This window comes from Lentzea flaviverrucosa (assembly GCF_003350445.1).
In the GTDB taxonomy this organism is placed as follows: Bacteria; Actinomycetota; Actinomycetes; order Mycobacteriales; family Pseudonocardiaceae; genus Lentzea; species Lentzea californiensis.
Genome location: NZ_QQAU01000008.1, coordinates 172,370 through 196,518, shown reverse-complemented (window position 1 = coordinate 196,518; position 24,149 = coordinate 172,370). Strand labels below are relative to the sequence as shown.

Annotated in this window: 24 protein-coding genes, 1 tRNA gene and 1 pseudogene; 15 read left to right on the top strand and 11 right to left on the bottom strand. The window is 65.9% G+C overall.

Translation table 11 applies throughout. The features are described from left to right. Window positions 1–122: 122 nt before the first annotated feature. The 4 genes from DFR72_RS25070 to DFR72_RS25055 all read left to right on the top strand — a co-directional run bounded on the left by DFR72_RS25070 (window position 123) and on the right by DFR72_RS25055 (window position 2,098). The gene (locus DFR72_RS25070; RefSeq protein WP_342768672.1) at window positions 123–743 is read left to right on the top strand and encodes an RNA polymerase sigma factor; all 621 of its coding nucleotides are present in this window, start codon (window positions 123–125) and stop codon (window positions 741–743) included. After that, the gene (locus tag DFR72_RS25065; RefSeq protein ID WP_090066911.1) at window positions 740–1,525 is read left to right on the top strand and encodes an anti-sigma factor; all 786 of its coding nucleotides are present in this window, start codon (window positions 740–742) and stop codon (window positions 1,523–1,525) included. Before DFR72_RS25070 ends, DFR72_RS25065 begins: the two co-directional genes overlap by 4 nt. Before the next feature lie 22 nt (window positions 1,526–1,547). Continuing rightward, window positions 1,548–1,970, top strand: a complete 423-nt coding sequence (locus DFR72_RS25060) for a TIGR02611 family protein (RefSeq protein WP_090066910.1) — start codon at window positions 1,548–1,550, stop codon at window positions 1,968–1,970. Between the two features lie 56 nt (window positions 1,971–2,026). Continuing rightward, window positions 2,027–2,098: transfer RNA gene (locus tag DFR72_RS25055), tRNA-Val, on the top strand. A gap of 120 nt (window positions 2,099–2,218) precedes the next feature. On the opposite strand, the gene DFR72_RS25050 is transcribed toward DFR72_RS25055, so the two are convergent. Further along, window positions 2,219–3,568, bottom strand: coding sequence for a site-specific integrase (locus tag DFR72_RS25050; protein ID WP_090066909.1), 1,350 nt, complete (start codon window positions 3,566–3,568; stop codon window positions 2,219–2,221). Then, entirely contained in the window at window positions 3,565–3,747 is a 183-nt protein-coding gene (locus DFR72_RS25045; protein WP_245983518.1) for a helix-turn-helix domain-containing protein, read from the bottom strand. Before DFR72_RS25045 ends, DFR72_RS25050 begins: the two co-directional genes overlap by 4 nt. Before the next feature lie 312 nt (window positions 3,748–4,059). Between DFR72_RS25045 and DFR72_RS25040 the strand changes: the two genes are divergently transcribed. Continuing rightward, a complete protein-coding gene (locus DFR72_RS25040; protein ID WP_245983475.1) occupies window positions 4,060–4,419 on the top strand; it encodes a helix-turn-helix domain-containing protein in 360 nt (119 codons plus the stop codon). Between the two features lie 41 nt (window positions 4,420–4,460). Here the strand turns inward: DFR72_RS25040 and DFR72_RS46425 are convergent, their stop codons facing one another. Next, window positions 4,461–4,739 carry a hypothetical protein gene (locus DFR72_RS46425; protein WP_211335525.1) on the bottom strand — a complete coding sequence of 93 codons (279 nt, stop codon included), beginning with the start codon at window positions 4,737–4,739 and terminating at the stop codon, window positions 4,461–4,463. Continuing rightward, entirely contained in the window at window positions 4,717–5,016 is a 300-nt protein-coding gene (locus DFR72_RS46420; RefSeq protein WP_211335524.1) for a hypothetical protein, read from the bottom strand. The genes DFR72_RS46425 and DFR72_RS46420 overlap by 23 nt, the downstream gene beginning before the upstream one ends. A gap of 168 nt (window positions 5,017–5,184) precedes the next feature. Here DFR72_RS46420 and DFR72_RS25030 point away from each other — a divergent pair, with 168 nt between their 5' ends. Next, on the top strand, window positions 5,185–5,886 hold the full coding sequence (locus DFR72_RS25030) for a TIGR02391 family protein (RefSeq protein WP_090066907.1): 702 nt from the start codon (window positions 5,185–5,187) through the stop codon (window positions 5,884–5,886). A 29-nt stretch (window positions 5,887–5,915) separates the two neighbouring features. Here the strand turns inward: DFR72_RS25030 and DFR72_RS47130 are convergent, their stop codons facing one another. The 4 genes and pseudogenes from DFR72_RS47130 to DFR72_RS25015 form a co-directional block, all read right to left on the bottom strand. Continuing rightward, complete coding sequence (locus DFR72_RS47130; RefSeq protein ID WP_245983522.1) at window positions 5,916–6,149, bottom strand: hypothetical protein; 234 nt, start codon at window positions 6,147–6,149, stop codon at window positions 5,916–5,918. 55 nt (window positions 6,150–6,204) lie between these two features. Next, a pseudogene (locus DFR72_RS47125) lies at window positions 6,205–6,402 on the bottom strand (DNA cytosine methyltransferase); the annotation flags it as partial. Window positions 6,403–6,424: 22 nt separating this feature from the next. Continuing rightward, complete coding sequence (locus tag DFR72_RS25020) at window positions 6,425–7,276, bottom strand: DNA methyltransferase (RefSeq protein WP_090066906.1); 852 nt, start codon at window positions 7,274–7,276, stop codon at window positions 6,425–6,427. After that, complete coding sequence (locus tag DFR72_RS25015; RefSeq protein WP_090066905.1) at window positions 7,269–7,751, bottom strand: hypothetical protein; 483 nt, start codon at window positions 7,749–7,751, stop codon at window positions 7,269–7,271. The genes DFR72_RS25020 and DFR72_RS25015 overlap by 8 nt, the downstream gene beginning before the upstream one ends. An 870-nt stretch (window positions 7,752–8,621) precedes the next feature. On the opposite strand from DFR72_RS25015, the gene DFR72_RS25010 reads away from it, so the two are divergent. The 9 genes from DFR72_RS25010 to DFR72_RS24970 all read left to right on the top strand — a co-directional run bounded on the left by DFR72_RS25010 (window position 8,622) and on the right by DFR72_RS24970 (window position 19,924). Continuing rightward, window positions 8,622–9,560, top strand: coding sequence for a hypothetical protein (locus DFR72_RS25010; RefSeq protein ID WP_090066904.1), 939 nt, complete (start codon window positions 8,622–8,624; stop codon window positions 9,558–9,560). After that, window positions 9,551–9,967, top strand: coding sequence for a pilin (locus tag DFR72_RS47760; protein ID WP_342768671.1), 417 nt, complete (start codon window positions 9,551–9,553; stop codon window positions 9,965–9,967). Before DFR72_RS25010 ends, DFR72_RS47760 begins: the two co-directional genes overlap by 10 nt. A gap of 2 nt (window positions 9,968–9,969) precedes the next feature. Beyond that, window positions 9,970–11,745, top strand: coding sequence for a TrbL/VirB6 family protein (locus DFR72_RS25000; RefSeq protein WP_143086768.1), 1,776 nt, complete (start codon window positions 9,970–9,972; stop codon window positions 11,743–11,745). Further along, window positions 11,742–12,821 (top strand): PrgI family protein, encoded by a 1,080-nt coding sequence (locus DFR72_RS24995; RefSeq protein WP_090066902.1) that lies wholly within the window; start codon window positions 11,742–11,744, stop codon window positions 12,819–12,821. Before DFR72_RS25000 ends, DFR72_RS24995 begins: the two co-directional genes overlap by 4 nt. Then, window positions 12,818–14,602, top strand: coding sequence for a VirB4 family type IV secretion system protein (locus DFR72_RS24990; RefSeq protein ID WP_090066901.1), 1,785 nt, complete (start codon window positions 12,818–12,820; stop codon window positions 14,600–14,602). The genes DFR72_RS24995 and DFR72_RS24990 overlap by 4 nt, the downstream gene beginning before the upstream one ends. An 18-nt stretch (window positions 14,603–14,620) precedes the next feature. Continuing rightward, on the top strand, window positions 14,621–15,409 hold the full coding sequence (locus DFR72_RS24985; protein WP_170176385.1) for a GP88 family protein: 789 nt from the start codon (window positions 14,621–14,623) through the stop codon (window positions 15,407–15,409). 114 nt (window positions 15,410–15,523) lie between these two features. Next, window positions 15,524–17,914 (top strand): type IV secretory system conjugative DNA transfer family protein, encoded by a 2,391-nt coding sequence (locus DFR72_RS24980; protein ID WP_177224580.1) that lies wholly within the window; start codon window positions 15,524–15,526, stop codon window positions 17,912–17,914. 27 nt (window positions 17,915–17,941) lie between these two features. Then, window positions 17,942–18,973, top strand: a complete 1,032-nt coding sequence (locus DFR72_RS24975; RefSeq protein ID WP_090066898.1) for a replication-relaxation family protein — start codon at window positions 17,942–17,944, stop codon at window positions 18,971–18,973. Between the two features lie 3 nt (window positions 18,974–18,976). After that, entirely contained in the window at window positions 18,977–19,924 is a 948-nt protein-coding gene (locus tag DFR72_RS24970; protein WP_245983473.1) for a C40 family peptidase, read from the top strand. 160 nt (window positions 19,925–20,084) lie between these two features. On the opposite strand, the gene DFR72_RS24965 is transcribed toward DFR72_RS24970, so the two are convergent. From DFR72_RS24965 to DFR72_RS24955, 3 genes are all read right to left on the bottom strand, one after another. Next, a complete protein-coding gene (locus tag DFR72_RS24965) occupies window positions 20,085–22,379 on the bottom strand; it encodes a tetratricopeptide repeat protein (protein WP_211335523.1) in 2,295 nt (764 codons plus the stop codon). A gap of 50 nt (window positions 22,380–22,429) precedes the next feature. Continuing rightward, window positions 22,430–22,774, bottom strand: a complete 345-nt coding sequence (locus DFR72_RS24960; protein ID WP_090066897.1) for a hypothetical protein — start codon at window positions 22,772–22,774, stop codon at window positions 22,430–22,432. Between the two features lie 452 nt (window positions 22,775–23,226). Next, on the bottom strand, window positions 23,227–23,886 hold the full coding sequence (locus tag DFR72_RS24955) for a hypothetical protein (protein ID WP_090066896.1): 660 nt from the start codon (window positions 23,884–23,886) through the stop codon (window positions 23,227–23,229). Between the last annotated feature and the right edge of the window lie 263 nt (window positions 23,887–24,149).

The window sequence follows — 24,149 nt, the reverse complement described above, 5'->3', positions numbered from 1 at the left end:
GTTTGCACGCGCTCCGTGGCCTCCTCGCTCGTTAGCCGGTGTTCAGCGACTCCCATCTTGCTGGGTCTAACCTGAACCCGGTACCGGCTGTTGCGCGAATGTTGGACGTGAGGACATCTCTGGTGGCTGACTCGCCCGGCCCAACCGTTGCGTCGAGCGACGGCCGGCCGACCGATTTCGAGCTCGTGCAAAGACTCGCACAGGGCGATCGGTCGGCGTTCGGTGAGCTGTACGACAGGTACGGCACACCAGCATATTCGCTGGCCAGGCGCATCTGCGTGGACCCGGAACTGGCCGAGGACGTCGTCCAAGAAGCCTTCCTCGCACTCTGGCGGCACCCCGCCAGGTTCGACCCCGCCCGCGGAAGTTTCGGCACCTGGTTGATGACTTTGGTGCACCACCGCGCGGTCGACGCCGTACGTAAAGAGAACACTCAGCGTCGTCGGACTGTTCCCCTCACCGACGACATCTCCCCTCCTGCCGAAGGTTCCGACCACGCAGCGTTGATCAGCGTGGTGAGCGCCGAGGTCAGAGCAGCCCTGCACACGTTGCCGGAAGAACAGCGCCAAGTAATAGCTCTCGCCTATCTCGGCGGCTACACGCAGTGCGAGGTGGCAAAGTTGACAGGCGTCCCGCTGGGGACTGTGAAATCGCGCACGTTCGCGGCGATCAGACGCCTGAGAGGCACGTTGGGGAACTTGTGGGCCGGAGAGACCGGCGAGACGACAGGAGTTCACCGGTGAACGGCGACCTGTGCGCTCACGAGGAGCTCGCCGTCGGCTGGGCGATGCACTCCTTGGAGCCAGACGAGGAAGCAGTGGCACGCGACCACGTGCCGACCTGCGCCACGTGCCAGCGCACCGTGCAGGCGACGCAGGAGGTGCTGGCGGGCATAGGCAGCGCGGTCCACCAGGAACAACCACCACCGCGCCTGCGCGCGAAGCTGATGGAGCAGATCGAGCACATCCCCCAGGAAGTGCCCGAGCCGCACACCCCGCGCCACGCGGCGCCGATCCCGTTGCTGCGCCCGCAACACCGCCGCCGCACGGGCCGCGTCCTGCTGGCCGCCGCGGCAGCACTGGCCGTCCTGGCGGGCGCCGGCTACCTGGGCGTGCGCGTGAACCAGCTCTCGAACCAGGTAACGGCCTCCGAGGCCCGCACCGACGACCTGAACAAGGCCCTCTCCCTGGCCGCCGACCCGGCGACGAACAGAGCGGTCCTGCGCACCGGCTCAGGCGACGAGGTGGCAGTGGTCCTCTCGAACCCCACCTCCGCCGCAGTGATGCCGACCAGCCTCAAACCCAACGACTCGGGACACGTTTACGTAGTTTGGGGCGCAAGCACCCCGGCGCCGGTACCGTTGGCGGTGTTCGACGTACGAGCCGGTTCGACCGACCCGCAACTGCTGGCCTGGTCCTCCGACGCGCACAAGCACACGACCTTCGCGGTGTCGCTCGAACCAGGCCGCCAGGCCCCTCCGAAACCCTCGGAAGTGCTAGCGGGCGGCCAGGTTGCACCCGCCTGAATCCCAACAGGATGATCGACACATGACGAAGCCCGACGTGAAGCCCGAAGAGCACAAGGGCTGGCGCCACTGGTTCCACAGGAACCCGGCGCTGAACCTGGCGTACCGCATCGGCGTGGGCGTGATCGGCGGCCTGGTCCTGATCGCGGGCATCATCATGATCCCGTACCCGGGCCCGGGCTGGCTCGTGGTGTTCGCGGGCCTGGCCATCCTCGCCACGGAGTTCGAGTGGGCAGGCCGAGTCCTCAAGTTCGCCAAGCGCTACTACGACCGCTGGGTCGCCTGGCTCAAGCGCCAGCCGTCCTGGGTCCGCGGCCTGGTGATGGCGGGCGTCTGCGCCATCGTCCTCGTGACCTGCTACTTCCTGAACGTGTTCGCGCTGGTAGGCGGCTGGTTCGGCCTGGAGTGGACCTGGTTGCAGAGCCCGATTTTTGGTTCTCGTTGATGATGTTGTAGGCTATGGCCACACCGCGAGAGCGGGACAGCACGACAACAGAACACGGGCGTTTAGCTCAGCGGGAGAGCGCTTCGTTCACACCGAAGAGGTCACTGGTTCGATCCCAGTATCGCCCACACAACCTGAAAGCCTCTGACCTGCGAAGGTCGGGGGCTTTCAGGTTTTTTGCATACCGTGACAACCCCGTTTTGGGGGCATCGGTAGCAGAAGTGGTAGCAGATCGGCGTTTTCCCACGTCAGATCAGCCCCCTCGCCAAGGACGGCAGGAACAGACCAATCACTGCCTCGGCAGCGTCGCGGTCGAGGTCCTCGACGTCCGCCGAGTACGTGTCCAAGGTGAACGCCACGGTCGCGTGCCCCAGCCGTGAGCTGACAATCTTCGGGTGGATTCCTGTGCGCAGCGCGATAGTCGCGTAGGTGTGGCGTACGTCATGAAATCGAATCTTCGGCAGCCCGAGGAAATCAACGATCCGGTTGAACTCCTCGGTGATGGTGTCCGGGTAGATCGGCCGACCGTCTTCCCAGCAGAACGCCAGCCCGTGATCCTGATAGGTCTCGCCCCACTCCTCCTTATCCCTCTCCACTTGTTGAAAGTGGACGGTCAGCACTCCGCACGTGAAGCTGTCCAGGGCCATCGATCGACGGCTCTTCTGACTCTTGCCCGTGCCTTTGACCGCTTTCCCGCCAGCGATTACTCGCGTGGTCTCGGCCATGCGAACGAGCTTCTTCTGGAGATCGAACGCCGCGAGCTCCACGCCGCACAGCTCTGAACGACGCACGCCGGTCGACGCTTCGAGGACCCACAACGCGTACCAGCGGTGGTGCTGCACGTATTCGAGGAACACCATCATCTGCTCGGGCGTCCACGTGTTGTGGTTCCGCCTCGGCACCGACGGAGCCTTCACGCTCCGGATCGGGTTGAGGTTGATGTACTTCCACACAACCGCCACGGTCATCGCCGAACTGAGCATGATGTGCACGCTCTTGACCGTCTTCGCCGAGAGTCCCGGCTCGTACGGCTTCGGGATCCGGCCGACCTCGTAACGCCGAACCGCACGCCGCGCGGCGGCATAGGTCAACCCGACCTTGTCCGCGATCTCTCGCGGCCGGATCTCCCGCCCCTCAACACCGGCGGCCTTCCACAACGCGTACATCTCGCCATTGGTGTCACGCTTCTGCCGCCCTTCGGTGAGCAGGTACTCGTACAGCGCCGCGACCATGGACGGCACGAAATCCTGCACGAGGCGCTTCCCGACGATGGGCATCACGTAGGTCCGCGCCATGGTCTCGTAGTTGGCAGCCGTCGTCGCCTCGACAGTGAGACGCAAGTACGGGAAGTACGCCTCGAAGAATTCGTTGATAGTGGCGCGAGACGGCTTCACGTAGGTCTCCGTGGCGAGCGCCGAGCGCGCTTCCTCCATCCCCTCCCACGCTTCGTCTTCGGTCTCGTAGCCGCTCTTCGTGATGCGGTCACGGACCCCGGTCAGTGGGTGCGGAGGTCCTGGAAACGCGTACGCCCACTTGCGGCCGCGCCGGAACACCGACCCGTCGGAAGGCTTGCCGCGCCGCTTCTTCTTGCCGGTCATGCGGCCTCAACTCCAGCACCGCTGTCCTGTTCTGGTTCCAGGAACTCAACGAGCCGGGCGCGAACTACGAACACTCGCCGTCCCAGCCGGCGAACGCCCGGCAGCAGACCCGAATCCGCGTACCGGTAAGCAGAGGCTCGACTGATACCCAGCAGCCGGGCTGCCTCCGGAACGGACACGAGCGCAGGACCATCGTTATCAATCACTGTGATCTCCAGACGAACTCTGGACACACGGAGCGCTGCTCATAGCCGACGCGGTGGTACGGATCGGCTCGTGTGCCTGGATGGCGTCAACATCAACTTCAGCCCGCATACCTCACGCGGGACCACTTCTCCCGCCGCTGCAGCGGGCATGTGCGCTTCCGCCCACCGACAAGGCCAACGACTGCGCCTCAAGTAAGGTAGCACCTTACTGAGACAGGTGAGACTTAACTGAGATAGCCAGTGCCTTTCCTCATGAGACGGGACGGCCAGCCTCACGAGGCATCGGTGCGCATCGGGAAGACTGAGCCGCACTTGGCGCGCTTCATGAGCGCCTCGCACACGCGACCATGGAAGGGCGTGACGGTGCAGCTTCGATGGCGCCTCAGGCAGGTAATGGCCTCACGCGAAGTGTGGACAGGCAAGGACTTGCGGGAGCTGCTGACTCAACGCGCCAACTTCACCTTGTCCGCGCCGTCGGTGTACGCGCTGATCAACAACGAGCCGACGCAGATGAAGACCGAAACCTTGCAGGCCCTGTGCACCGCGCTGCGATGCACGCCGAACGAGCTCTACGGCGTGACGCCCCCACGCGAGGTCTCCTTGGTCAACGAATCCGAAGCCACGGACGCGACCCACGCGGACTGACCAGAGCGCCACCGCCAGCCGACGCCGTTCGAACGAATACGTCATGCCGCGATCTCCCCGCTGACGGCTGGGCCAGAGCGGCACGCCCACGGCGAGCAGCCGTCGGGATCAGCTTCCTCCGCCGCATCAACGGCGACGAGATGGAGACGCCTCGCCCTGGTGCGCGACTCGAGATCGACCTCGTCCAGCGGCTTGCAGGAGCGATGCAGAAAGTACTGACCACGCAGGGGCTGGCCCTGATCCGTTGCGTGTGGATAGCCGTGGCGGATGGCTTTTGTCGAACTCCACCGCTTGCGCTCAGCCGTCAGGATCGTGGTCACTGATCCATCGCCAGCCTGCGTTGCCGTGGAACGGGCAGCCGACGCAGGCGGACTTCACCGTCTGGCCGAAGCCTCGCTCCACGAGGTACTCGAGGCAACGAGCTTGATCCCAACCGAGGTCGAGCAGCGGGAAGACGTTCCGCAGGAAGTTGACACCGGAGTCCTTCGCCCGCGCGAACTCGTCGGTGCTGATGCCGATCGCCTGCCCCGCATAGACCCCTCGCGGTACTCGGCGCGGATGCGGATAGCCGAGAAGGTGTCGAGCCGCCCGCTTCAACGGGGTGATGTTGTACTCGCTGGGGCTTATCTGCACTAGAGCTGGCTTGGCGCATCGGGGTAGCTCCACCACTCCAAATTGCCGAGCATCGACGTGGCATCGGCAGCGACGGTTGGACTCTTGCGTCTTGCGAGTTGCAGGACACTGCAGCTCGTAAGCTGACCGCTCGTGGACATTGACTGGATTCAGCAGAAGCTTGAGGAGTTCATCGAGCTGTGTGAAGAGTCCTTGGAGCTTCGGCCGATGAACGACTGCATGCCCGCGCTGCGGAGGCGAGAGGCTACCGTCAGAGCGATCATGAACGCGATGGCGCCTTCGCTGGCGGAACGGTTCACGCTGGAGTGGATGGAGGACAACCAGGCTCCCGAGTTCGAAGCGAAGGCACAGGCAGAGCGCTGCCTCGGTCTTGCACTTGATCGTGGCGAATGGGCGATCCGGCTCGCTCCGGACTCCCCTAGCTTGTCCGCAGACAAGTTTCATCCTTGGGTGTGGGACTCTGCGAAGACTTTGTGGTCGTCCCAACATTTTCGTCAGGCTGTCCAAGCGGCGGCGACCTCGATCAACGCCAAGCTGCAGCAGAAGGTTGGACGACGCGACCTCTCGGACGTGAAGTTGATCCAGGACGTGCTGTCCGACCGTGCGCCCGAACCAGGTAAGCCGCGCCTGCGTCTGCCAGGTGATCCGACTGACGAAAGCATCCAAAGCCGACAGCGTGGAGCCCTCCAACTGGGCCAGGGCTGCATCTGGGTCATCCGCAATCCCGCTTCGCATGAAGACGAGGAATGGGACGAGCAGATCGCCCTCGAACGGCTCGCCACGCTCAGTGTTTTTGCCCGCCTTGTTGATGAGTGCAACGTTGCAGCCGATTGACTTAGTGACCCTCCCTGGAGGTCCTCCGTTCAGAGTCGGCATCCCCAGGGCGACGGCTGGTCGCCGGAGTCGGCGCTTGGTGCGGGTCGAGCGTCAGTGCGGATGTCGCCCGCCGAAACGATGCGCACCGGTATGCCGGCGCGCTCGGCGTGATCGGCCAACCGCTCCAGGTTCGCGTAGACAGCACGAGGCTCCCACCGCGTGTCGGCGAACAGCGCGCAATCGAACGGCGGGATCACGCGTTCGCACGCGAGCAGCAACACTGCCCGCCCGCCTTCCGGCAGCGGAGATGTCCTGACATGGGAAGCCGTCGGTAAGAACGTCAACCGGTTCCACAGAGGACCAGTCGATCTGGCGCACGTCTCCGAGGTTGGGCACCTCTCGCATGCGGTAAGCGAGGATCGTGCCGACGTGTGGGTCGCTGTCGGCAACCCACACGATTCGTCCGCGGCCGAGAGCCGCGAGCAAGCCGAGATCAAGACCGCCGTAGCCCGTGCACAGCGAGCCGACAGTCACGTCGGTGCCGCCAAGGACGATCTCACGCAGCGAGGTCACAACGACGTCCCGCCATCTCGTCCAACAGATTGAAAGCGTCGGCACCGCAGACTGCCGCGGCAGCAAGTTCGGCGTCGTGGGCGAACTGGAAGACGAGCACTTCGTGGTGGGCCACGAGCGAGGTTGGCGAGGCGGTGGCGCGAGCTGCACGCCGCTCGGCGAGCGCGGCTCGCGTGATCAGCCGGCCACCACGCAACTCCGCGGTCAGCGCGACGCACCGGTCGACCGGTGTCAGCCCCGCCGCAGTGCCTGCCGCGATGACCTGGGTGGTCAGGTCTGCGAGTGAACCGTCCGAGTGCCGGTGAGGGCGCGCGACGACCACAACGTGCCCGCCAGTGCGCAAAAGCGGTTCGCAGCAGCGCAGTGTCCTGGCGAGTTCGACCGGATCGTGGTTCGGACTGTTCGGGCGGTCCGAGACCGTGCGCATGGCGGTCAGGACGAGACCGACTCTGCCGGTCAGTCCGGCCGCGCGGGCTGTCGCGAGAACTTTCGGGCGGGCGTCGAGTACGGAGCCGTCGCGCCAGGCACCTGCAGACTTTGCGGCGGTGACGTTGGCGCGAGCGAGCGACCACCATCGGTTGTTGGTGGTGAGTCCGAGTGCGTGTCGTCCTGCCCGCAGTGCTTCGGTCAGCACGGTGCCCGTACCGCAGTCCGGATCCAGGACGAGGTCGCCAGGGCGCGTGTAAGTCGCGATTGCATGTGCGGCGACAGCGGGTGGAATTCGCTCTGTGTCGGTCTCGGTACCAGGCACGTAACCGGCTGCACGCGACTGTACGAACGGATAGCGCTGTCCCGTCAGCCAGACCGACAAAGGAGCCTCGAGGTGGTCAGGCATCGGAGCTCACCTGTCCATCCGCAGTCAGCTTGCGGGTGAACACCAGGAGGTCGTCGTGCACCTGCACGTGCCGGACAGGTGTTGCGAACGGACGCGTCGCGGTGTGCGAACAGGTGTGGCTGGTTGGCGCCGCGACGGCGAGTGCTGTGTCACGGACGGGTGCGCGCAACAACGCGATTCGGTCGAGGTAGCGCAGCCCTGCCTGGTCGGCAGCGCGCACCAACGAGCTGGCTGGGTCGACGAGTCGGTTGCCAGAGCGATCACCGTGAGTGATGACGGCGAGGATGCCGGCCGGGGTGAGCAAGCTGCTCCAGTCAGCCGGTCGGAGCCGGTCGAGGGTGGCCGGTTCTGCCGCCGCTATGACGAGGTCGTACGCGTCCGGACTGGGTCGGCTCGGAGCTGGATCCGGTTCGGAGTTCGCGTACGGCGATGGTGCGACGAGGTGGTCGGTGGTCGGACTGTTGACGGACTCCATCGGTCCGGTTTCGGACTCCCAGCGGAGGTGTTCGCTTACTTGCTCTGTATGTGCGACAGCGGTCTGCGTTTGTACGCCGCGGCCCAGTCGGATGACCGTCCAACCAGCCTCGTGCAGTCCGGCGTACGGGCCGGGTCGAGACTGCCCGTGGCCGTCGTTTGCCGTGTGCGGTCCGAACGCCGAGAGGTGGGTCGTGGGTTCGAGCAGGAGCACTCGTTGGCCGGGCTGGGAGTAGGTGGTGACGATCTTCACGACTGCGGTCAGCAACCAGCTTGCGAGCAAGCCTGTGCCTTCGCAGAGGTCGTCCTGAGCGCACGGCCAGACGGTGCTCGGACGTCCGGGAACGACATGGCGAAGCGCGAACGGCAGGCCGCGCCGACGGCGTGTTCGCCGGGTAGGCCGCAGTGGAATCGGGGCAGGCGAGGGGTGGGTGTCGTCGAGGCTCGCCGAGTCGCCTTCAGCGGAGTCGTTTCCGTGTGCTGGAGTCATCGTGTATCTCCTCCGACGGATGGTGGCGCGTTTTCCGACACCCCTTAACTCCGCTTTTGCGCTTCTTTTTGGACATGCTCAGCAAGTTTTTGTCCCCGCATCCAATCTTCACTTGCCCGACCCGACTGCAATATTCTTTTCGCGGGCTACAAGATGTCGCCGATGAGCCGACCGTGAGGTACTAGCAGGTTACTAACTTCGCAGTTCACCACCCCAGCAGGGCTCCGATCCAAGACACACTCGCGAACCCGCATAGCAGATAGTTGGTAGGCTGGCGAGAATCTACTGGTCATTATCTAGTAGCGGCTTGGTATTTCCTTGGTATCACTCATGGCTTCCTGACGTCGTTGCTGTTCGCATCGACGTTGCAGGAGTCAAGACATGACCACGAACTCGTTGGACATCGCGCGGGACGCATTCAACTGGCTTGTCACCGGGCCGCATCCGGTCTCGCTGAACGGCCGCCTCTTCACGGAGCTTCCTAACCGGAACATCCCGCTCGACGAGGTCCGCGACCGGCTGTTGGCACGCCGCTGTTCGCAGGCGACGCGGGACGCGGTGTGGGCGCACCTGGTGCTGCGCTCCAGGACTGAGGGAGCGACCTGGACCGTCGCGGCAGTGGGGGTTGCGCTGCCCGCACTGACCTCGGTAGCGGCCACGTTGTCGGACCGGTTCGCCGGCGACCCAGCTGACGTTCACGCGGAGGTTTTGCGTGGCTTCCTCGCCGCGTTGTCGACCATCGACCTGCGTCCTCCGCGGATCATCTTGCGGCTGCGGTGGGCTGCCTACCGGTCTGGTCACGACGCACTTTCCGAGGCGTTGTCGAGTCCGACTCCTGTTGCGCCGGGCTTCCGATCGGCACCGCCGCACGCTCCTTGGGGGCATCCCGATCTGGTGCTCGCTCGTGCGGTCGCGGACGGAGTCCTGACCCAGACCGAGGCGGCGCTGATCGGTGCGACTCGGCTGGAGAACGTGTCCGTCGCGGACTGGGCCGCGCAACACGAGATCGGCGAGTGGGCGGTCTACAAGACGCGCAAGCGCGCCGAGCTCAGGCTTGTCGACTACCTCCGCGAGGCCGTCGCCGAGGCCGATCCGACCGACACGCTGACTGACCAGGTGGCTGCCTCGGTAGCCCTCGCGCGCACAGTCCGACCAGCCCGCGACTTGCCGCGCCCGTCACCCTCCGTGGCTGCCGTCGAAGGCGATACGGAGCAGACAGTTCAGGGTCGCGTGTCCAAAACGGACACGAATTCCGGAGTTCAGGGATGCGGGACTCACCCGCACTCATCCCGGCCTTCGGAGGGGTCCCAATGCGCCTGATCGATCGTTTCTCCGCCACTGTAAGCAGGTCAAGTAAAGCTCTCGTCGGCGACGGTCCACAGTCGACAACGCTGACGAACTGGTCGCGCATCGCGGTGATCGCGGGAGCTGTAGTCCTCGTACTGCTGGCGTCCGCTTCGGCAGCCGGCGCCGACACGATGGTCGTCGCGTTGGCCAAGTCGGTCGACGAGGTCCTCAACAACATCCGCAACTGGATCATGGGGATCCTCGCCGGCCTGGCGACGGTGTTCCTGTCCATCGGCGGTGCTCGCTGGATCGTGGGCGGCAACGACCCCGGCGAGGTCGAGAAGGCCAAGTCCGCGTTCAGGTCCGCGGGATGGGGCTACGGATTGGCGGCCCTCGCGCCGCTGGTCGTCGAGATCCTCAAAGGGATCGTGGGTGCCTGACGATGGCCGTCATCACCCCGCCCCGGGCAAAGGGACGTCGGTGGCGCGCGGGCTTGCTGGTGTTGTGCATCGTCGTCAGCTTGCTAGGCGCGCTCGCCGTGACTGCCTCCGCCCAGCCCGCCGCACCAACACCCACCGCGCCAACGCCAACCGCGCCTCCGACCGTTTCAACGCCGCCCTCATCGGCGCCGACCACTACGCCGCCTCCGACCATCAGCCCGCAGCAACCTCCTGCTGAACGCGCGGAGTGCGGCATCACAAACCTGTCGGCGTGCGTGAACGAGGGCTTCTCGTCGTTCATCAACCTGCTGGTCGGCGAGTCCCTGAACTGGTTGCTGAGCATGCTTGGCCAAACTCTCCTGTCGACGCCGACGCTCGACCAGCTGCCACGCATCGGCGAGATCTGGGAGCAGTCCCGGCTGTTCGTCGTCGCCGCTTACTCCCTGCTGGTGCTGCTCGCGGGAATCCTGGTCATGGGTCACCAGAGCATCCAGACGCGCTACACGTTCCGCGAGATCGCACCCCGTGTGGTCGTGGGCTTCATCGCCGCCAACCTCAGCTTGTTGCTGGGTGATCAGGCCATCAGGTTCGCCAACGCCACGTCGATGGCGGTGCTCGGCGACAGCCTGGATCCGCAAACGTCAGGCAAGGCGATCTCGGAACTGTTCGTGGCGTTGGTGGCCCGGTCTATGGTCGACGGCGGTCTGTTCGCCGGGCTGTTGTCGCTCGCGCTGACCATCCTGTTGATCGGGCTGCTGGTCGGTTACGTCGTGCGGGTCGGGCTCACCGCCATCCTGCTGGCTGGAGCACCGCTCGCGCTCATGTGCCACGGCCTGCCACAGCTGGAGGGCGTCGCGCATTGGTTCTGGCGGTCTGGTGCCGGTGTACTCGGCATCCAGGTTGGACAGAGCCTTGCGCTGGTCGTGGCACTCAAAGTGTTCCTGGAGCCAGGCGGCTTCAACTTCTTCGGCATGCCGACCGCAGACGGCATCATCAACCTGATCGTCCTCATCGCGCTGATCTGGATCCTGGTGAAGATCCCGACCTGGGTCATGAACCAGGTGCGAGTCGGAGGCGGACGTCGCTCGTTCCTCGGTGGCCTGGCGTACGCGTTCGCGTTCGGCAAAGCGATGGCACTCGTCGGTGGTGGCCGCGCCGCTGCAGTAGGAGCCCGCGCGGCAACACGGTCGAGCAGCACAACAGGCCGCACCGCGGCCGCAGATCCTCCATGGCCGGCGCAACCTCGCTTCGCCTCGACTCCGGAGATGGTGGCCAAACGCCTCAAGGAGTCCTACGACGCGGAACGCTTGCGGACCGCCCGTCGGCCGCGAGTGCCATCCCAGCTCCCGAAGTTCCTGCAACCCCAACCCCAGCAGACGATCCACGATCCCGCCGTCGTACCGGCGACGCTCGGACCGACGCAGGCGGAGTTCAGCTCAGCCGCCGCCCCGGACGCACCCATGACTCGACCCCGGCGAGGGCCCAAGCCCGGTAGCTCTCCGCAGTTCCAGGTCGCCGGTGGACCTCGCCGTCGCACGACCGCACCCAAGGTGGCTCGGCCGGTCCGCGTGGCCTCCGTGCCTCCGCAGTTGCAGTTCCGCCCGGCAAATCAGCCGCCTCCGGCAGCGCCAACACCCAAGCCGGCAGCCGCGCCGTCCGCGCCGGTGTTCCGGCAAGCGCAACCCGCGCCGCGCATCGGCGATGCCCGTCGGCGCACCCACTCCGTTGCACCGCCGGTGTTCCGCGCACCAAAGCCACCAGGAGGTGAAGGGAAATGAGTCAGCCAGTCAGAATTCCTTCGGACGTCGATCGCGCGGACCGGGTGCTCGGCCCACTCACCGCGCGGCAGCTGCTCATCGTCTCCGTCACCGGGATCGTGCTGTACGCGACGTACACGGTCACGCGTTCGTTCGTGCCGCTGGCGGTGTTCCTCATCGTCGCCATCCCGATCGGCGCCACGGCCGCGTTCCTTGCGCTCGGTCAGCGCGACGGCGTCACCCTGGATCGGCTGGCGCTGGCGGCGTTGCGACAGCGGACGAACCCACGGCACCGTGTCGCGGCACCCGAAGGCATCCACGACGTTCCGGAGTGGCTGGGCGATGCCGCAATGCCGTCGCCCGCCGCGTTGCGACTTCCGGCCGAGGGCGTCGCCGACACCGGCGTGATCGACCTCGGCAAGGACGGCGTCGCGGTCGTCGCCGTGTGCTCCACGGTCAACTTCAGCTTGCGCACTCACACCGAGCAGGAGTCGCTCGTCGCCTCGTTCGGCCGGTACCTGCACTCCCTCACCGCCCCGGTTCAGGTGCTCGTGCGCACCGAGCGACTAGACCTGTCAGGTCAGATCGTCGAGCTCCGCGAACAGGCAGGAGGTCTGCCGCACCCCGCGCTGGAACAGGCAGCGTTCGAGCACGCCGAGTACCTCGACCAGCTCGGCCGAGCGACTGAGCTGCTCCGTCGTCAGGTTCTGCTGATCTTGCGCGAACCACTGTTCATCGGTCCTACAGACGGCCTTGGCGGTGGCTCCCCTCTCACGGCGCTGATGGCCAAACGCAAGGCCTCCAAGCGAACCAACGTGGTGGACGAGGCTGCTCGGCGAGCCGCAGAGACAAGGCTCGCGCGCCGCCTCGGAGAGGCTGCCGAGCTGCTCTCCCCTGCGGGAATCGTGGTCACCCCGCTGGATGCCGGCCAAGCCACCGGCGTGCTGGCCTCGGCGTGCGACCCCGACAGCTTGATTCCGCCGAACTCCGGTCTGGCCGGCTCGGACGACGTCATCACCACCGCGCCCGAGCCTGAGTGGGACGACTCCGCCGAGGACCCCGATGACTTCGACACCGCCGAGAGGTACGGCCGATGAACACCAAGACCAGCGCCTTCGTCCCGGATGCCGTCTCCGTTCACCCTCGCTCGTTGAAGGTCGGTGGTGAGTGGCTCGCGTCCTTCGCCGTCACCGGCTACCCGCGCGAGGTCCATCCCGGTTGGTTGCAACCGTTGCTCACCTACCCCGGCCGAGTCGACGTCTCGCTGCACATCGAGCCGATCGATCCCGTCACCGCAGCCAACCGGCTCAAGAAGCAACTGTCCAAACTGGAGTCCGGACGTCGGCACACCAGCGAGAAGGGACGGTTGCTCGACCCACAGGTCGAGGCGGCCACCGAGGACGCCTACGACTTGTCCGCGCGGGTCGCCCGCGGTGAGGGAAAGCTGTACAGGTTCGGGCTTTACCTGACCGTGCACGCGCCGACCGAAGAGGCGCTCGGCGACGAGGTAGCCGCGGTCCGGTCGCTCGCGGCGTCGTTGCTGCTGGACTGCAAGCCGACGACCTACCGGAGCCTGCAGGGCTGGATCACCAGCCTGCCGATGGGCCTGGACCTGATCGGCATGCGCCGCACGTTCGACACCAGCGCACTGGCATCGGCTTTCCCGTTCACTTCGCCGGATCTGCCACCACCGGACCCGACCTCGGTCGGTGCCCCGACCGGCGTGCTCTACGGGTTCAACATCGGCAGCCAGGGCCTCGTGCACCACGACAGGTTCGCGCTGGACAACCACAACTCGGTGATCCTCGGTCGCTCCGGCGCGGGCAAGTCGTACCTGGTGAAGCTGGAGCTGCTGCGCTCGCTGTACCGCGGGATCGAAGTACACGTCATCGACCCGGAAGACGAGTACGGGCGGCTGGCAGCGGCCGTCGGCGGCAATCAGATCCGTCTCGGTGCCGAAGGGGTCCGGCTCAACCCGATGGACCTGCCGATCCACACCCGCCCGGACGGCCGCCGAACCGCGCCCCGCGACGCGCTCGTCCGCCGGTCGCTGTTCCTGCACACCGTGGTCGCGGTGTTGCTGGGCCGCGAACTGGAAGCAGCCGAGCGAGCCGTGCTGGACCGGGCCATCGCCGCTACCTACCAACGTGTCGGCATCACCTCGGATCCGCGGACCTGGACGCGCTCGGCACCGCTGCTGGCCGACCTCGCCAAGATCCTCGAGGCAACAGGCGGTACCCAGCTCGCGGCAGGGCTGGAGCCTTACGTCTCCGGCTCGTTCTCCGGTCTGTTCTCGGGGCCGACGACGACGCGTCCCGAAGGTCACCTGGTGGTGTTCGCGCTGAGGGACCTGTCCGACGAGCTCAAGCCGATCGGCACCCTGCTGGCACTCGACGCAGTGTGGCGGCAGGTCTCCAACCCGGCGATCCGCAAACGACGGCTGGTGGTGGTCGACGAAGCGTGGCTGTTGATGAAGGAGCGTGCGGGCGCGGAGTTCCTGTTCCGCGCTTCCAAAACGTTCAGGAAGCACAAGGCCGGTCTCGTGGCCATCACGCAGGACACTCCTGACCTCCTGGCGTCCCATCTGGGCAAGGCGGTCGTCGCGAACGCCGCGACCCAGATTCTGCTGCGGCAGTCCCCGCAGGCGATCGACGAGATCTGCAGCGTCTTCAACCTCTCCCTGGGCGAACGCCAGTTCCTGTTGTCCGCCGACCGCGGCCAAGGGCTTCTCAGCACCGGAACGCAGCGGGTGGCCTTCCAGGCGATCGCCTCACCGGCCGAGCACTACCTGGTCACGTCGGACCCGGCAGAAGTCGCCGAAATGCCCAGCACCGCAGCGGACATCGAGTCCGCGTTCGTCGAGCTCGACGCCGCCTAGCGCTCTGAGGGGACACCCATGCCTGCTTCGTTGCCCGAGGCCGGTCGTCGGCCGGCTCGGCTTCTCACACAGAACCGCGAGATGCGCCAGATCGGCGCGTGGAACTGGTCGCTGCCGGCCTGGGCCGGTCGGCTTCCGGACGGCCGCACCTACAACACCTGCCCGAGCGCAGGCGTCTGCGCGCAGGCCTGCTACGCCCGTCACGGCACCTACACCTGGCCCGTCGTCCGCACCAAGCACCAAGCAAACCTGATGTTCGTCCTCGACGACCTGCCCGGCTGGGAGCTCGCCATGGTCGCCGAGCTGGGTGCCGCCAAGTTCCGCGGTGCGTGGGTCCGGATCCACGACAGCGGCGATTTCTTCTCCGACGCATACCTCCAGGCGTGGCTGCACATCTGCCGCGCTCGACCGGACACCAACTTCTACGCCTACAGCAAGGAAGTCGACCGGTTCCGCCGCCTTGTCGAGCCGAGTCCACCGCCGAACTTCCTGTGGGTCTTCTCGTACGGCGGGACGCAGGACTTCGCGCTGAATCCGGTCGTCGACCGCGTGGCCGATGTGTTCCCGGACGAGGCCGCGATCGCGGAAGCCGGCTGGTCTTCTCAAGAGGCCAGCGACCTGCTCGCGGTGCTCGGTCCGCAGTTGGTTGGCGTTCCTGCCAATCGGATTCCGGCCTTCCTCAAGCGGCTCGCTGGACGCCGGTTCTCCGAATTGCAGGCCGAAGTGGACGCCGAGCGCACCGCGTCGCGGCACCGTCGTCACCTGCGGTTGGTCGTCAACGACACCGGGCTGGCTGATGCGGCCTGACAGCTTCCCTCCGACCGCTCCACGGGAGGTCTCGTGCTTTCCCTTTCCCCCAGCCACTTCTCGCCCGTCCAGGACTATCTGCGCGACCCACTGGGTGCGTTCCAGCGCGCAGTGATGCACCTGCGCGAACTCGTGCTGACTTGGGGCCCGGTCGTCGGCCCTGCGCTCGTGATCACGTTGACAGGTTTGATCCTCGCGCGACGTCGCTGGCAACGCCGGTACCACCAGCGGCTGATGAGCGACGCCCGCCTGATCACCGTGCTCGCTCCGCCCACGGTCGACCCGTCCGGCGCGCTCACCCTGTGGTCCAACCTGGTCGGGCTGCTCAGGCCTGGGTGGCTGCGCCGCTTCTCCGGCCAGCCACACCTCGCCTTCGAGCTCACGTTCACCGCGGACGGCGTCCAGATCCAGTTCTGGGTGCCTGGCCTCGTGCCGCCCGGCATGGTCGAGCGCGCGATCGAGGCCGCCTGGCCCGGCGCCCACACCCGGACCTCGCCCGCGAAGTCGATCCCTGACGTCGCAGCGGGCCGGAAAGCCGAAGCCGTCGGCGGTGAGCTCCGACTCGCGCGGGCCGAGGCTCTGCCGATCCGCACCGAACACCCTGTGGATCCGATCCGAGCGCTCCTCGGCGCCCCGGTCGGACTCGGACCGCACGAGAAGGCCTGCGTACAGGTCCTTGCCCGACCCGTCGCCGGCCACCGCGTAGCTAAAGCGCGGCGAGCTGCCCGGCGCGTGCACGCAGGAGGATCGCCACACCTGATCGGTCGACTCCTCGACCTCGTCACGCCGGGCAAGACGCCGAAGTCGTCGCCGAGGACTCGAATCCACGGCCTCGACCGGCAGGCCGGCCTGGAGTACGCAGCTCAAGACCGCGCTGTTGTCGAGAAGTTGCGGGCGAACCAGTTCGAGACCCGCATCAGGTACGCGGTGACCACGACCGTGCCGGACAACGCGACCGCGGGCGAAGTCCAAGCTGCGCGGGAGGTTCTGCGTGGCCGCGGGCATGCGATCGCCTCGGCGTTCGCCGCCTACTCCGAGCACAACTACTACCGCCGAGCCCGGCTCCGCCGACCAGCCGCCGCCCTGGCCGATCGCCGATTCGGCAAGGGGGACCTGCTCTCGATCCGCGAGCTTGCAGCACTCGCGCACCTGCCGATCGACGAGGCCACTCCAGGACTGCAACGGGCCGGAGCGAAGGCCGTACCGCCTCCGCCAGGAATCGCCGACGTCGGCGAGCACATCAAACCGATCGGGCGCTCGGACTCCGGTCACTCGCGTCCGGTCGGCCTGCACGTCGCGGACGCAGCGCACCACGTCCACCTGCTCGGCGCCACCGGTTCCGGCAAGTCCGAACTCATGGCCCAGATGATCCTGGCCGACGCTGAAGCCGGCCGCGGCGTCGTGGTCATCGATCCCAAGGGCGACCTCGTCTCCGACATCCTGATGCGGCTACCGGAGGAACTCGGCGAGAAGGTCGTGCTGTTCGACGCTGACTCCAAAACCCGCCCGCCGGTGCTCAATCCTTTGGACGGCAGGGACAAGGTCCGCGCAGTCGACAACCTGGTCAGCATCTTCTCTCGCATCTACGCGTCCTCATGGGGACCCCGTACCGAGGACATCCTGCGCGCAAGCCTGCTCACTCTCACCGCGATGCCGGGTACCCCGACCCTGGTCGACCTGCCCAAGTTGCTCACCGTGCAGGCATTCCGCCAACGCGCACGCGACCACATCGACGACGAGGTACTCAAAGGCTTCTGGACCTGGTACGACGACCTCTCCGAAGCCAACCGCGCCCAGGTGATCGCACCACTGATGAACAAGGTCCGCGGCTTCCTGCTCCGGCCCTTCGTCCGTGCGGCCATCGCCGGCGGCGAATCCACCGTGGATATGGACGACGTGCTCAACAACGGCGGAATCTGCCTGGTCCGCATCGCACGCGATGCTCTGGGCACGGAAACCGCACAACTGGTCGGCTCGATCGTCGTCGCACGCACCTGGCAGGCCGCCACTCGCCGCGCCAACATCCCCAAGCGCCAACGACGGCACTGCGGGCTGTACATCGACGAGTGCCACAACTTCCTGAACCTGCCCTATCCGGCGGAAGACATGCTCGCCGAGGCACGCGCCTACAAGCTGTCCACCAGCCTCGCGCACCAGTACATGAACCAGCTCACGAAGGAACTCGAAGAGGGCATCAGCACAAACGCTCGATCGAAGATCTATTTCAACGTCTCACCGGAAGACGCCAGGCGCCTCGCGAGGCACACCATGCCAAGGCTCTCCGAACACGACCTCTCAAACCTCGGCGTCTACCACGTCGCAGCCCGCCTCGTAGTCGGCGGCGAGGAGACCCCAGCGTTCACCGCGGTGACCGAGAAGCTCAGGCCGGCCATTCCCGGACGCGCCAAAGCCATTCGCAAGGCGGCCAGGGTGAACACGCGCCCTCCGATGTCAGATGCCGTCGAACCGAAGTCGTCCACTGTGGATCCACGCCGCGCTGCCTAGTCCCTCCACGCATGGGAGGTGCGTTCCATGATCTCGAACCCCACCCCTCAACGAGCGTTGCGAGGGCACATGCCGCAACGCCCCACGCCGCGAGCGGCCACCACCGGCGAACACCACGCCCAGTTGGCCCGACGGCTCACGCCACGTGACCGGTGGCTTGCCAGGATGCTCTACGAGCACAAAGTCCTCACCTCAAAGCAGATCATCGAACTCTGCTACCCGAGCAAGCGCGCGGCCAATCACCGCCTGCGCGACCTGTTCACGTGGCGCGTCGTCGACCGCTTCCAACCGTTCGTCAGCAAGGGCGCCGCGCCGATGCACTACGTGCTCGACATCGCCGGCGCGGCAGCTCTCGCCTACGAGGACGGCCTGGACCCGAAGAAGATCGGCTACCGACACGAAGACGCCATAGGGCTCGCGTACTCCCTGCGCCTGGCCCACACCGTCGGGGTCAACGGCTTCTTCACCAGCCTGGTAGCGCTCAGCCAACAGCCGAGCACCAACGGCCGCCTGACCGCGTGGTGGTCTGAGCTGCGCTGCATGCGCCTATTCGGCGACATGGTTCGCCCCGACGCCTACGGTCGCTGGCGCGAAGACGAGCGCGAGATCGAGTTCTTCCTGGAGTTCGACTTCGGCACCGAGGCTCTCGCCATCCTCAGCAGCAAGCTCCACGACTACGAAAAGCTCGCGACCGCTACGGGAATCAGCACCCCGGTACTTGTGTGGCTACCTACCAACCGCCGCGAAACCAGCGCACGCGGTGCACTCGCCACCGCGCTTGCCCAGCTCGACCACCCTGCACTCGTGCCGGTGGCTACCAGTGCCACGGACGTCGCGGGCGAACTCGATCCGGCCTCTGCCAGGTGGCTCCCGATCTCCGGCTCCGCCTCACGACGACCGGGCCGCCTACGGCTCGCCGAGCTGGCACAGCTCTGGCCTCAGGCCGCTCCATCGGCGGCACCGGTCTCGCCTGCGGTCCCCGCTGGCGAGGCGCCAAGTGCGCTAGCCGCTCCGCAGCCTCTTCCACCACCGCTGCCCATCAGCAACTTCGGGAGGTGACCCGTGAAGATCGCCATCACCGTCGCCGCGGTAGTTGTTGCCCTGCCTCTGTTGCTCGGCGGAATCGGACAGGTCATGGTCAAAGGGCTGTTCAGCAACAGCAGCACCCAGCCGAGCACGGCAGCACTCGCCGACATCCCCGGCGACTACCTCGCGCTCTACCAGGCAGCAGCCCCGACATGTCCCGGTCTGGACTGGTCGATCCTCGCCGCCATCGGCAAGATCGAGAGCGATCACGGCCGCAGCCCACTGGCTGGCGTCGCGAACGGAACCGAGAACTACGCGGGCGCACGAGGGCCGATGCAGTTCCTCCAGCCCACATTCGACGGTGTCATTGCCCGGCACCCGCTTCCGCCAGGTGGCCAGAAGCCGCCTTCACCGTGGAACAAGCACGACGCGATCCACGCCGCCGCCTACTACCTCTGCGATTCCGGCGCCCAGAAGGACATCCGCAAGGCGATCTGGGCCTACAACCACGCGGACTGGTACGTCAACGACGTGCTCGCGCAGGCCAAGAAGTACGGCGACGCAATGACCGGCACCGGCGACTGCAACAACATCCAAGCACCGAACGCTGTCGCAGCAAAGGCAATCGCGTTCGCCTGTGCCCAGCTAGGCGAGCCCTATGTCTGGGGTGGCAACGGCGAAACCGGTTGGGACTGCTCAGGTCTCGTCACGGCGGCTTACCGTGCTGCGGGCATCGTCATCCCTCGAACGACCCAACCGGAGTATGAAGCTGGTCCGCTCGTGCCCGCCGGCCAACCACTCATGCCTGGAGACCTGGTCTTCTACGGCACGCCGATCAATGTCCACCACGTCGGCCTGTACCTCGGCGCCGGACAGATGGTTCACGCTCCGACATTTGGCCAGCCCGTACAGATCAGCCCGTTCCGTTGGGGCGGGGACGATTATCTCGCGGCATCCCGGCCAACTGCAGGTGATGTGCTGTAGCTTCCGCGCACACTTGACCGCTTCCGCGCGCAGAGGACCACGAGATGAGCACCTGATCAAGTATCGAGGACAGTTCCCCGATCCCAACTCACCCTCATGCCCATGAGCGGAAGTTCGGCGCTGCAATAAGCCGGTTCCGCTACTACGATGCGGCGACAGTTCACGTCGATCGCGCGTTGTTGAGGTTCGCGCGAACGGCCTTGGTTACAGGGTGGTCGGATCCCAGTAGCCGTTCGCTGTCTGCGAGAGTGGCCTCGTACAGCGAGATCGCTCGATCCAGATCACCCGCTGACTCGTAAGCACGCGCGAGGTTGCTCCGTGAGGTCAGCGTGTTCGGGTGATCAGATCCCAGCACCCGCTCTCGATCGGCGAGAGTGGCCTCGTGCAACGTGATCGCCCGGTCCAGGTCACCCGCCAACTGGTAGACGTTCCCGAGGTTGTTCCGCGATGTCAGCGTGTTCGGATGGTCAGATCCCAGCACCCTCCCGCTGTCTGCGAGGTTGGCCTCGTACAGCGAGATCGCTCGATCCAGATCACCCGCCGACTCGTAAGCACCCGCGAGGTTGTTCCGCGAAGTCAGCGTGTTCGGATGGTCAGATCCCAGCACCCGCTCACTATCTACGATGATGGCCTCGTACAGCGAGATCGCTCGATCCAGGTCACCCTTCGACAGGTAGGTGTAGGCCAGGTTGCTCCGCGAAGCCAGCGTGTTCGGGTGATCAGATCCCAGCACCCGCCGGATGTCGGTGAGATTCGCCTCGTACAGCGAGATTGCCCGATCCAGATCACCCGCCGACTCGCAAGCACCCGCGAGGTTGTTCCGCGAAGTCAGCGTGTCCGGGTGATCAGATCCCAGCACCCGCTCACTATCTACGATGATGGCCTCGTACAACGTGATCGCCCGGTTCAAGTCACCCGCTGACTCGTAAGCACTCGCGAGGTTGTTCCGTGAGGTCAGCGTGTTCGGGTGATCAGATCCCAGCACCCGCTCTCGATCGGCGAGAGTGGCCTCATGCAAGGTGATCGCCCGGTCCAAGTCACCCGCCGACCGGTAAGCACGCGCGAGATTGTTTCGCGAAGACAGCGTGTCCGGGTGATCAGGGCCGAGGAGACGTTGGAAACTATCGCGGGCGCGGATGAAGTAGGCGATCCTGGTGGTCACGTCGCCCTGCTCGTCGAGGTAGTGGCCTAGTTCGTTGAGGAGCCAGCCGGTCTGCGTGGTGTCGGTATCGGACGTGGTGTGTTCCAGCAGAATCCGCGCATGGGGCAAGACCAGCCGATAGACAGGCCAGTCGGCAGGATTGTTCGGGCGCCTTCCAACGAGGGCGGTGGCCAAGATGGTCGTGGCAGTGTCGCGTGCAGAGGCGATGTCGGCGAGCTGTCGGTGGGGATCAGCAGGGTCGGGTGTGCGAGTGACGGCTTGAACCAGGCGATGGACGGCGACTGTGTCAGCAGTCAGGGTGATCATGCTGTAGGCCGCCAAGCGGCCAAGCGCCTCCGAGAGCTCCGGTTCCTCCACAGCACCAGCCAGCAGCGCGCGCGGGATGCCTTCCGAGGCGAACCACGCCAGCTGCCGCAACACCTGCCCCGTGACCTCAGCGTCAGCCAGGAGGTCGAGGGTTACATGCCAGACCCTTGCCATCGTCCGCTGCGCGTCACCACCCTCCGCTGTCACGGTGAACATCCGCGCCGGAAACCGCGCCAGCAACTTGAGGTACGCGGCAGGGCTCGTGCGGGTCTGGGACAGGTAGGCGCCAGCTTGCTCAATTGCCAGCGGCAACAGGCCGAGCTCCGTGCACAACCGGTCCGCGTCGGTCAGGTCCGCGTCGGGCCAGTCCGAAAGTACGATCCGGGTAAGCAACTCCACCGCTTCGTATTCGGACAACACGTCCAGCGGCACCGCCTGCACCGTTCGCCACCCATAGCGCTGACGGCTGGTGATCACGACTGTGCCAGTACGCACTCGTTTCAGTAACCCTGCCACATCCTGTGGGCTGGTTACGTTGTCCAAGACCAGCAACCAGTCATCATGGGTCACCAGCCATCGCACGCCCAGCTCTGTCCTCTGCTCCGACGGCAACACCGCTGTCTCCGGTGCCAGCGCAGCGGCCAGCTCGGCCAGCCCGGTGTCGACCGCTACATGTGAATCCGCTGTCAGCCACCACACCGGTGAAAACCGGTCAGCGTTCAGCTCCGCAAATCTGGCGGCCAAGGTGCTCTTGCCCACCCCGCCCAAGCCATGTACCGCGATCACCACCGCGCGGCCGTCAGATCCGGCCACGGCGGCCTCTAACCGTGCCAGCTCCTCCACTCTGCCCACGAACACGCCAGGCTCCGCTGAGACGCGACCCACACCCGGCACCGCCGAGAGCGACTCCATCGCCGGCGCACCTGAGCCAATGAGCACCAAGTCGCCCTGCACAACACCCACAGCGGGACCGACGATGCTGCTCACTCCACCTTCGATCGCCACCGGCCCGGCAGATGTCCCCGGCGCGGGACGGCCTATCCCCGCGCCGGTGGCGAAGGGTCCGGCGGCGCGCCGACCTGCCCGAAGTTCACCCCGACCGTCGAACCCGAACCGGAACCACCCGACACACCACCGTTGATGACTACGCCTCGATCGGAGCCCGTCTGCAGGGGCCCTGGCTCAGCGACAACAGGGGCTCCGACAGCGTCGGCACGCCCCTGCCGCACCGCGACCATCAACGCCGCCGCCCCGACCAGCAGACCTCCGATACCCGCGACCCAGCTCAACCCCTCCACCACCAGCCGAGTCTTGCTCTCCTCATCGCCCAGCCATGTGAGCAGACCGAACCGCAACACCGCCCACATCACCACGCCACCCACGGCCGCACCACCAGCAGCCGCCAACCACCAACTGCGCCCACGACCAACCACAAAGCCCCCTGCGCTACGCCACAGCACAACCATCCGCACGGACTAGTCGTGATTCAGCCGCATAGTGCTACACCTGCACCAGAAATTCCGCTCCGCAGCGAATGCTCCCTCATGCCGCGGGGCGTGCACGCCGGCCTCAGACGCGAGACAGACCCGATGAGGCTTTGGGAGCACGGAGTGGGAGTAACTCCGTGTGTTGAACATGCCCGAACGGTCCTCAATGGACTTAAACGGACCCGCGCTGACCTGCAGGAGTCTTGTTTCCGCAGGTCAGCGCGGCATCGATGCCGTAGTTCGCTCAGAAAGAATCCTTGAATCGACCTGAACTGTGCCCAACTGCACCAAACCACCGTTCAACGGCACCGAACAGCTCCCTGACGCGGGGCATACACGAACGTGCGTCAGACAGATTCCGCGCGCTTCACTTCCGGCCGTTTCCCGTTGAGGGCGAGGTTCCAGACGGCGATGAGGATCAACAGACCCGAGCACACCGCGCCTCCCCACACGGCCCACGCGCCCGCGTCGTTCTGTGCTGCCTTCGTGAGCACGAAGGCAGTGAACGCAATGGTGCCGAGCAACAGGAAGAGGTAGGTGAGTCCAGCAGCAAGCGCTCGGACCTTGGATGCATGGCCAGGGTCGAGGAACTGTTCTCCCAGGCCGATCCCGAACTTGGGCTCTCCGACCGCAAGCGGCTTGGGCGATGTGATCCGCTGCCATCGGCTCTGCGATGGCGCGACTCGGACCCGCAGTGCGTCATCATCGATAATCGTGACGATAATCCGTTCGATGCGGTGGGCGGCGGCCGCACGCGCCCCGTTCATGCCGACCATCGCCTGGTGGTAGGCGATCAGAGCGCAGGCCGGCATCGGCGCGAACGCCAGTAGGACTCCGTGCAGCGTGGTCGCCGTGCTGACGAAGCCGAGCACTGCCGCCACGTACGCCAATGCGAAACCGAGCACTGCCAGCGTATTGGTGAAGATCGTCGCGTTGTCGGACCGCTCAGCTTGATACGCGGCCGCGAGCAAAGTCACCTTGTCCGTGTTCGAGTAGCTGCTGCTCATCGCCGCTCCTTGTCTCGGACTGCGTCCCAGCCTTCTCACCAACGCCGACCAACCCCACGCCAACGCGGCGACGCCCAGGCCCACCAGAAGCCCCCGTATCACCACACGCACCATCAGCTACCGCGATTCCGACGTAGACCAAGGTGACCAATGCGGTGTCGCTTCAGGGCGCCGGACCGTTACTTGCGAACCATGTGGAGCCACGTCGCAGCATCGTCACACTCCAGTGCTCCGTACTGCCCGAGCGATCGGCATTTCATTCA

What these genes read in the sequence shown, in the direction of transcription:
- DFR72_RS25015 (WP_090066905.1), bottom strand. Translation starts at nt 7,751, where the DNA reads ATGGAGTCCGTCAACAGTCCGACCACCGACCACCTCGTCGCACCATCG.
- DFR72_RS24990 (WP_090066901.1), top strand. Translation starts at nt 12,818, where the DNA reads ATGAACACCAAGACCAGCGCCTTCGTCCCGGATGCCGTCTCCGTTCAC.
- DFR72_RS25000 (WP_143086768.1), top strand. Translation starts at nt 9,970, where the DNA reads ATGGCCGTCATCACCCCGCCCCGGGCAAAGGGACGTCGGTGGCGCGCG.
- DFR72_RS25050 (WP_090066909.1), bottom strand. Translation starts at nt 3,568, where the DNA reads ATGACCGGCAAGAAGAAGCGGCGCGGCAAGCCTTCCGACGGGTCGGTG.
- DFR72_RS25010 (WP_090066904.1), top strand. Translation starts at nt 8,622, where the DNA reads ATGACCACGAACTCGTTGGACATCGCGCGGGACGCATTCAACTGGCTT.
- DFR72_RS24980 (WP_177224580.1), top strand. Translation starts at nt 15,524, where the DNA reads ATGCACCTGCGCGAACTCGTGCTGACTTGGGGCCCGGTCGTCGGCCCT.
- DFR72_RS24955 (WP_090066896.1), bottom strand. Translation starts at nt 23,886, where the DNA reads ATGAGCAGCAGCTACTCGAACACGGACAAGGTGACTTTGCTCGCGGCC.
- DFR72_RS24975 (WP_090066898.1), top strand. Translation starts at nt 17,942, where the DNA reads ATGATCTCGAACCCCACCCCTCAACGAGCGTTGCGAGGGCACATGCCG.
- DFR72_RS24985 (WP_170176385.1), top strand. Translation starts at nt 14,621, where the DNA reads ATGCCTGCTTCGTTGCCCGAGGCCGGTCGTCGGCCGGCTCGGCTTCTC.
- DFR72_RS47760 (WP_342768671.1), top strand. Translation starts at nt 9,551, where the DNA reads ATGCGCCTGATCGATCGTTTCTCCGCCACTGTAAGCAGGTCAAGTAAA.
- DFR72_RS25020 (WP_090066906.1), bottom strand. Translation starts at nt 7,276, where the DNA reads ATGCCTGACCACCTCGAGGCTCCTTTGTCGGTCTGGCTGACGGGACAG.
- DFR72_RS25060 (WP_090066910.1), top strand. Translation starts at nt 1,548, where the DNA reads ATGACGAAGCCCGACGTGAAGCCCGAAGAGCACAAGGGCTGGCGCCAC.
- DFR72_RS24995 (WP_090066902.1), top strand. Translation starts at nt 11,742, where the DNA reads ATGAGTCAGCCAGTCAGAATTCCTTCGGACGTCGATCGCGCGGACCGG.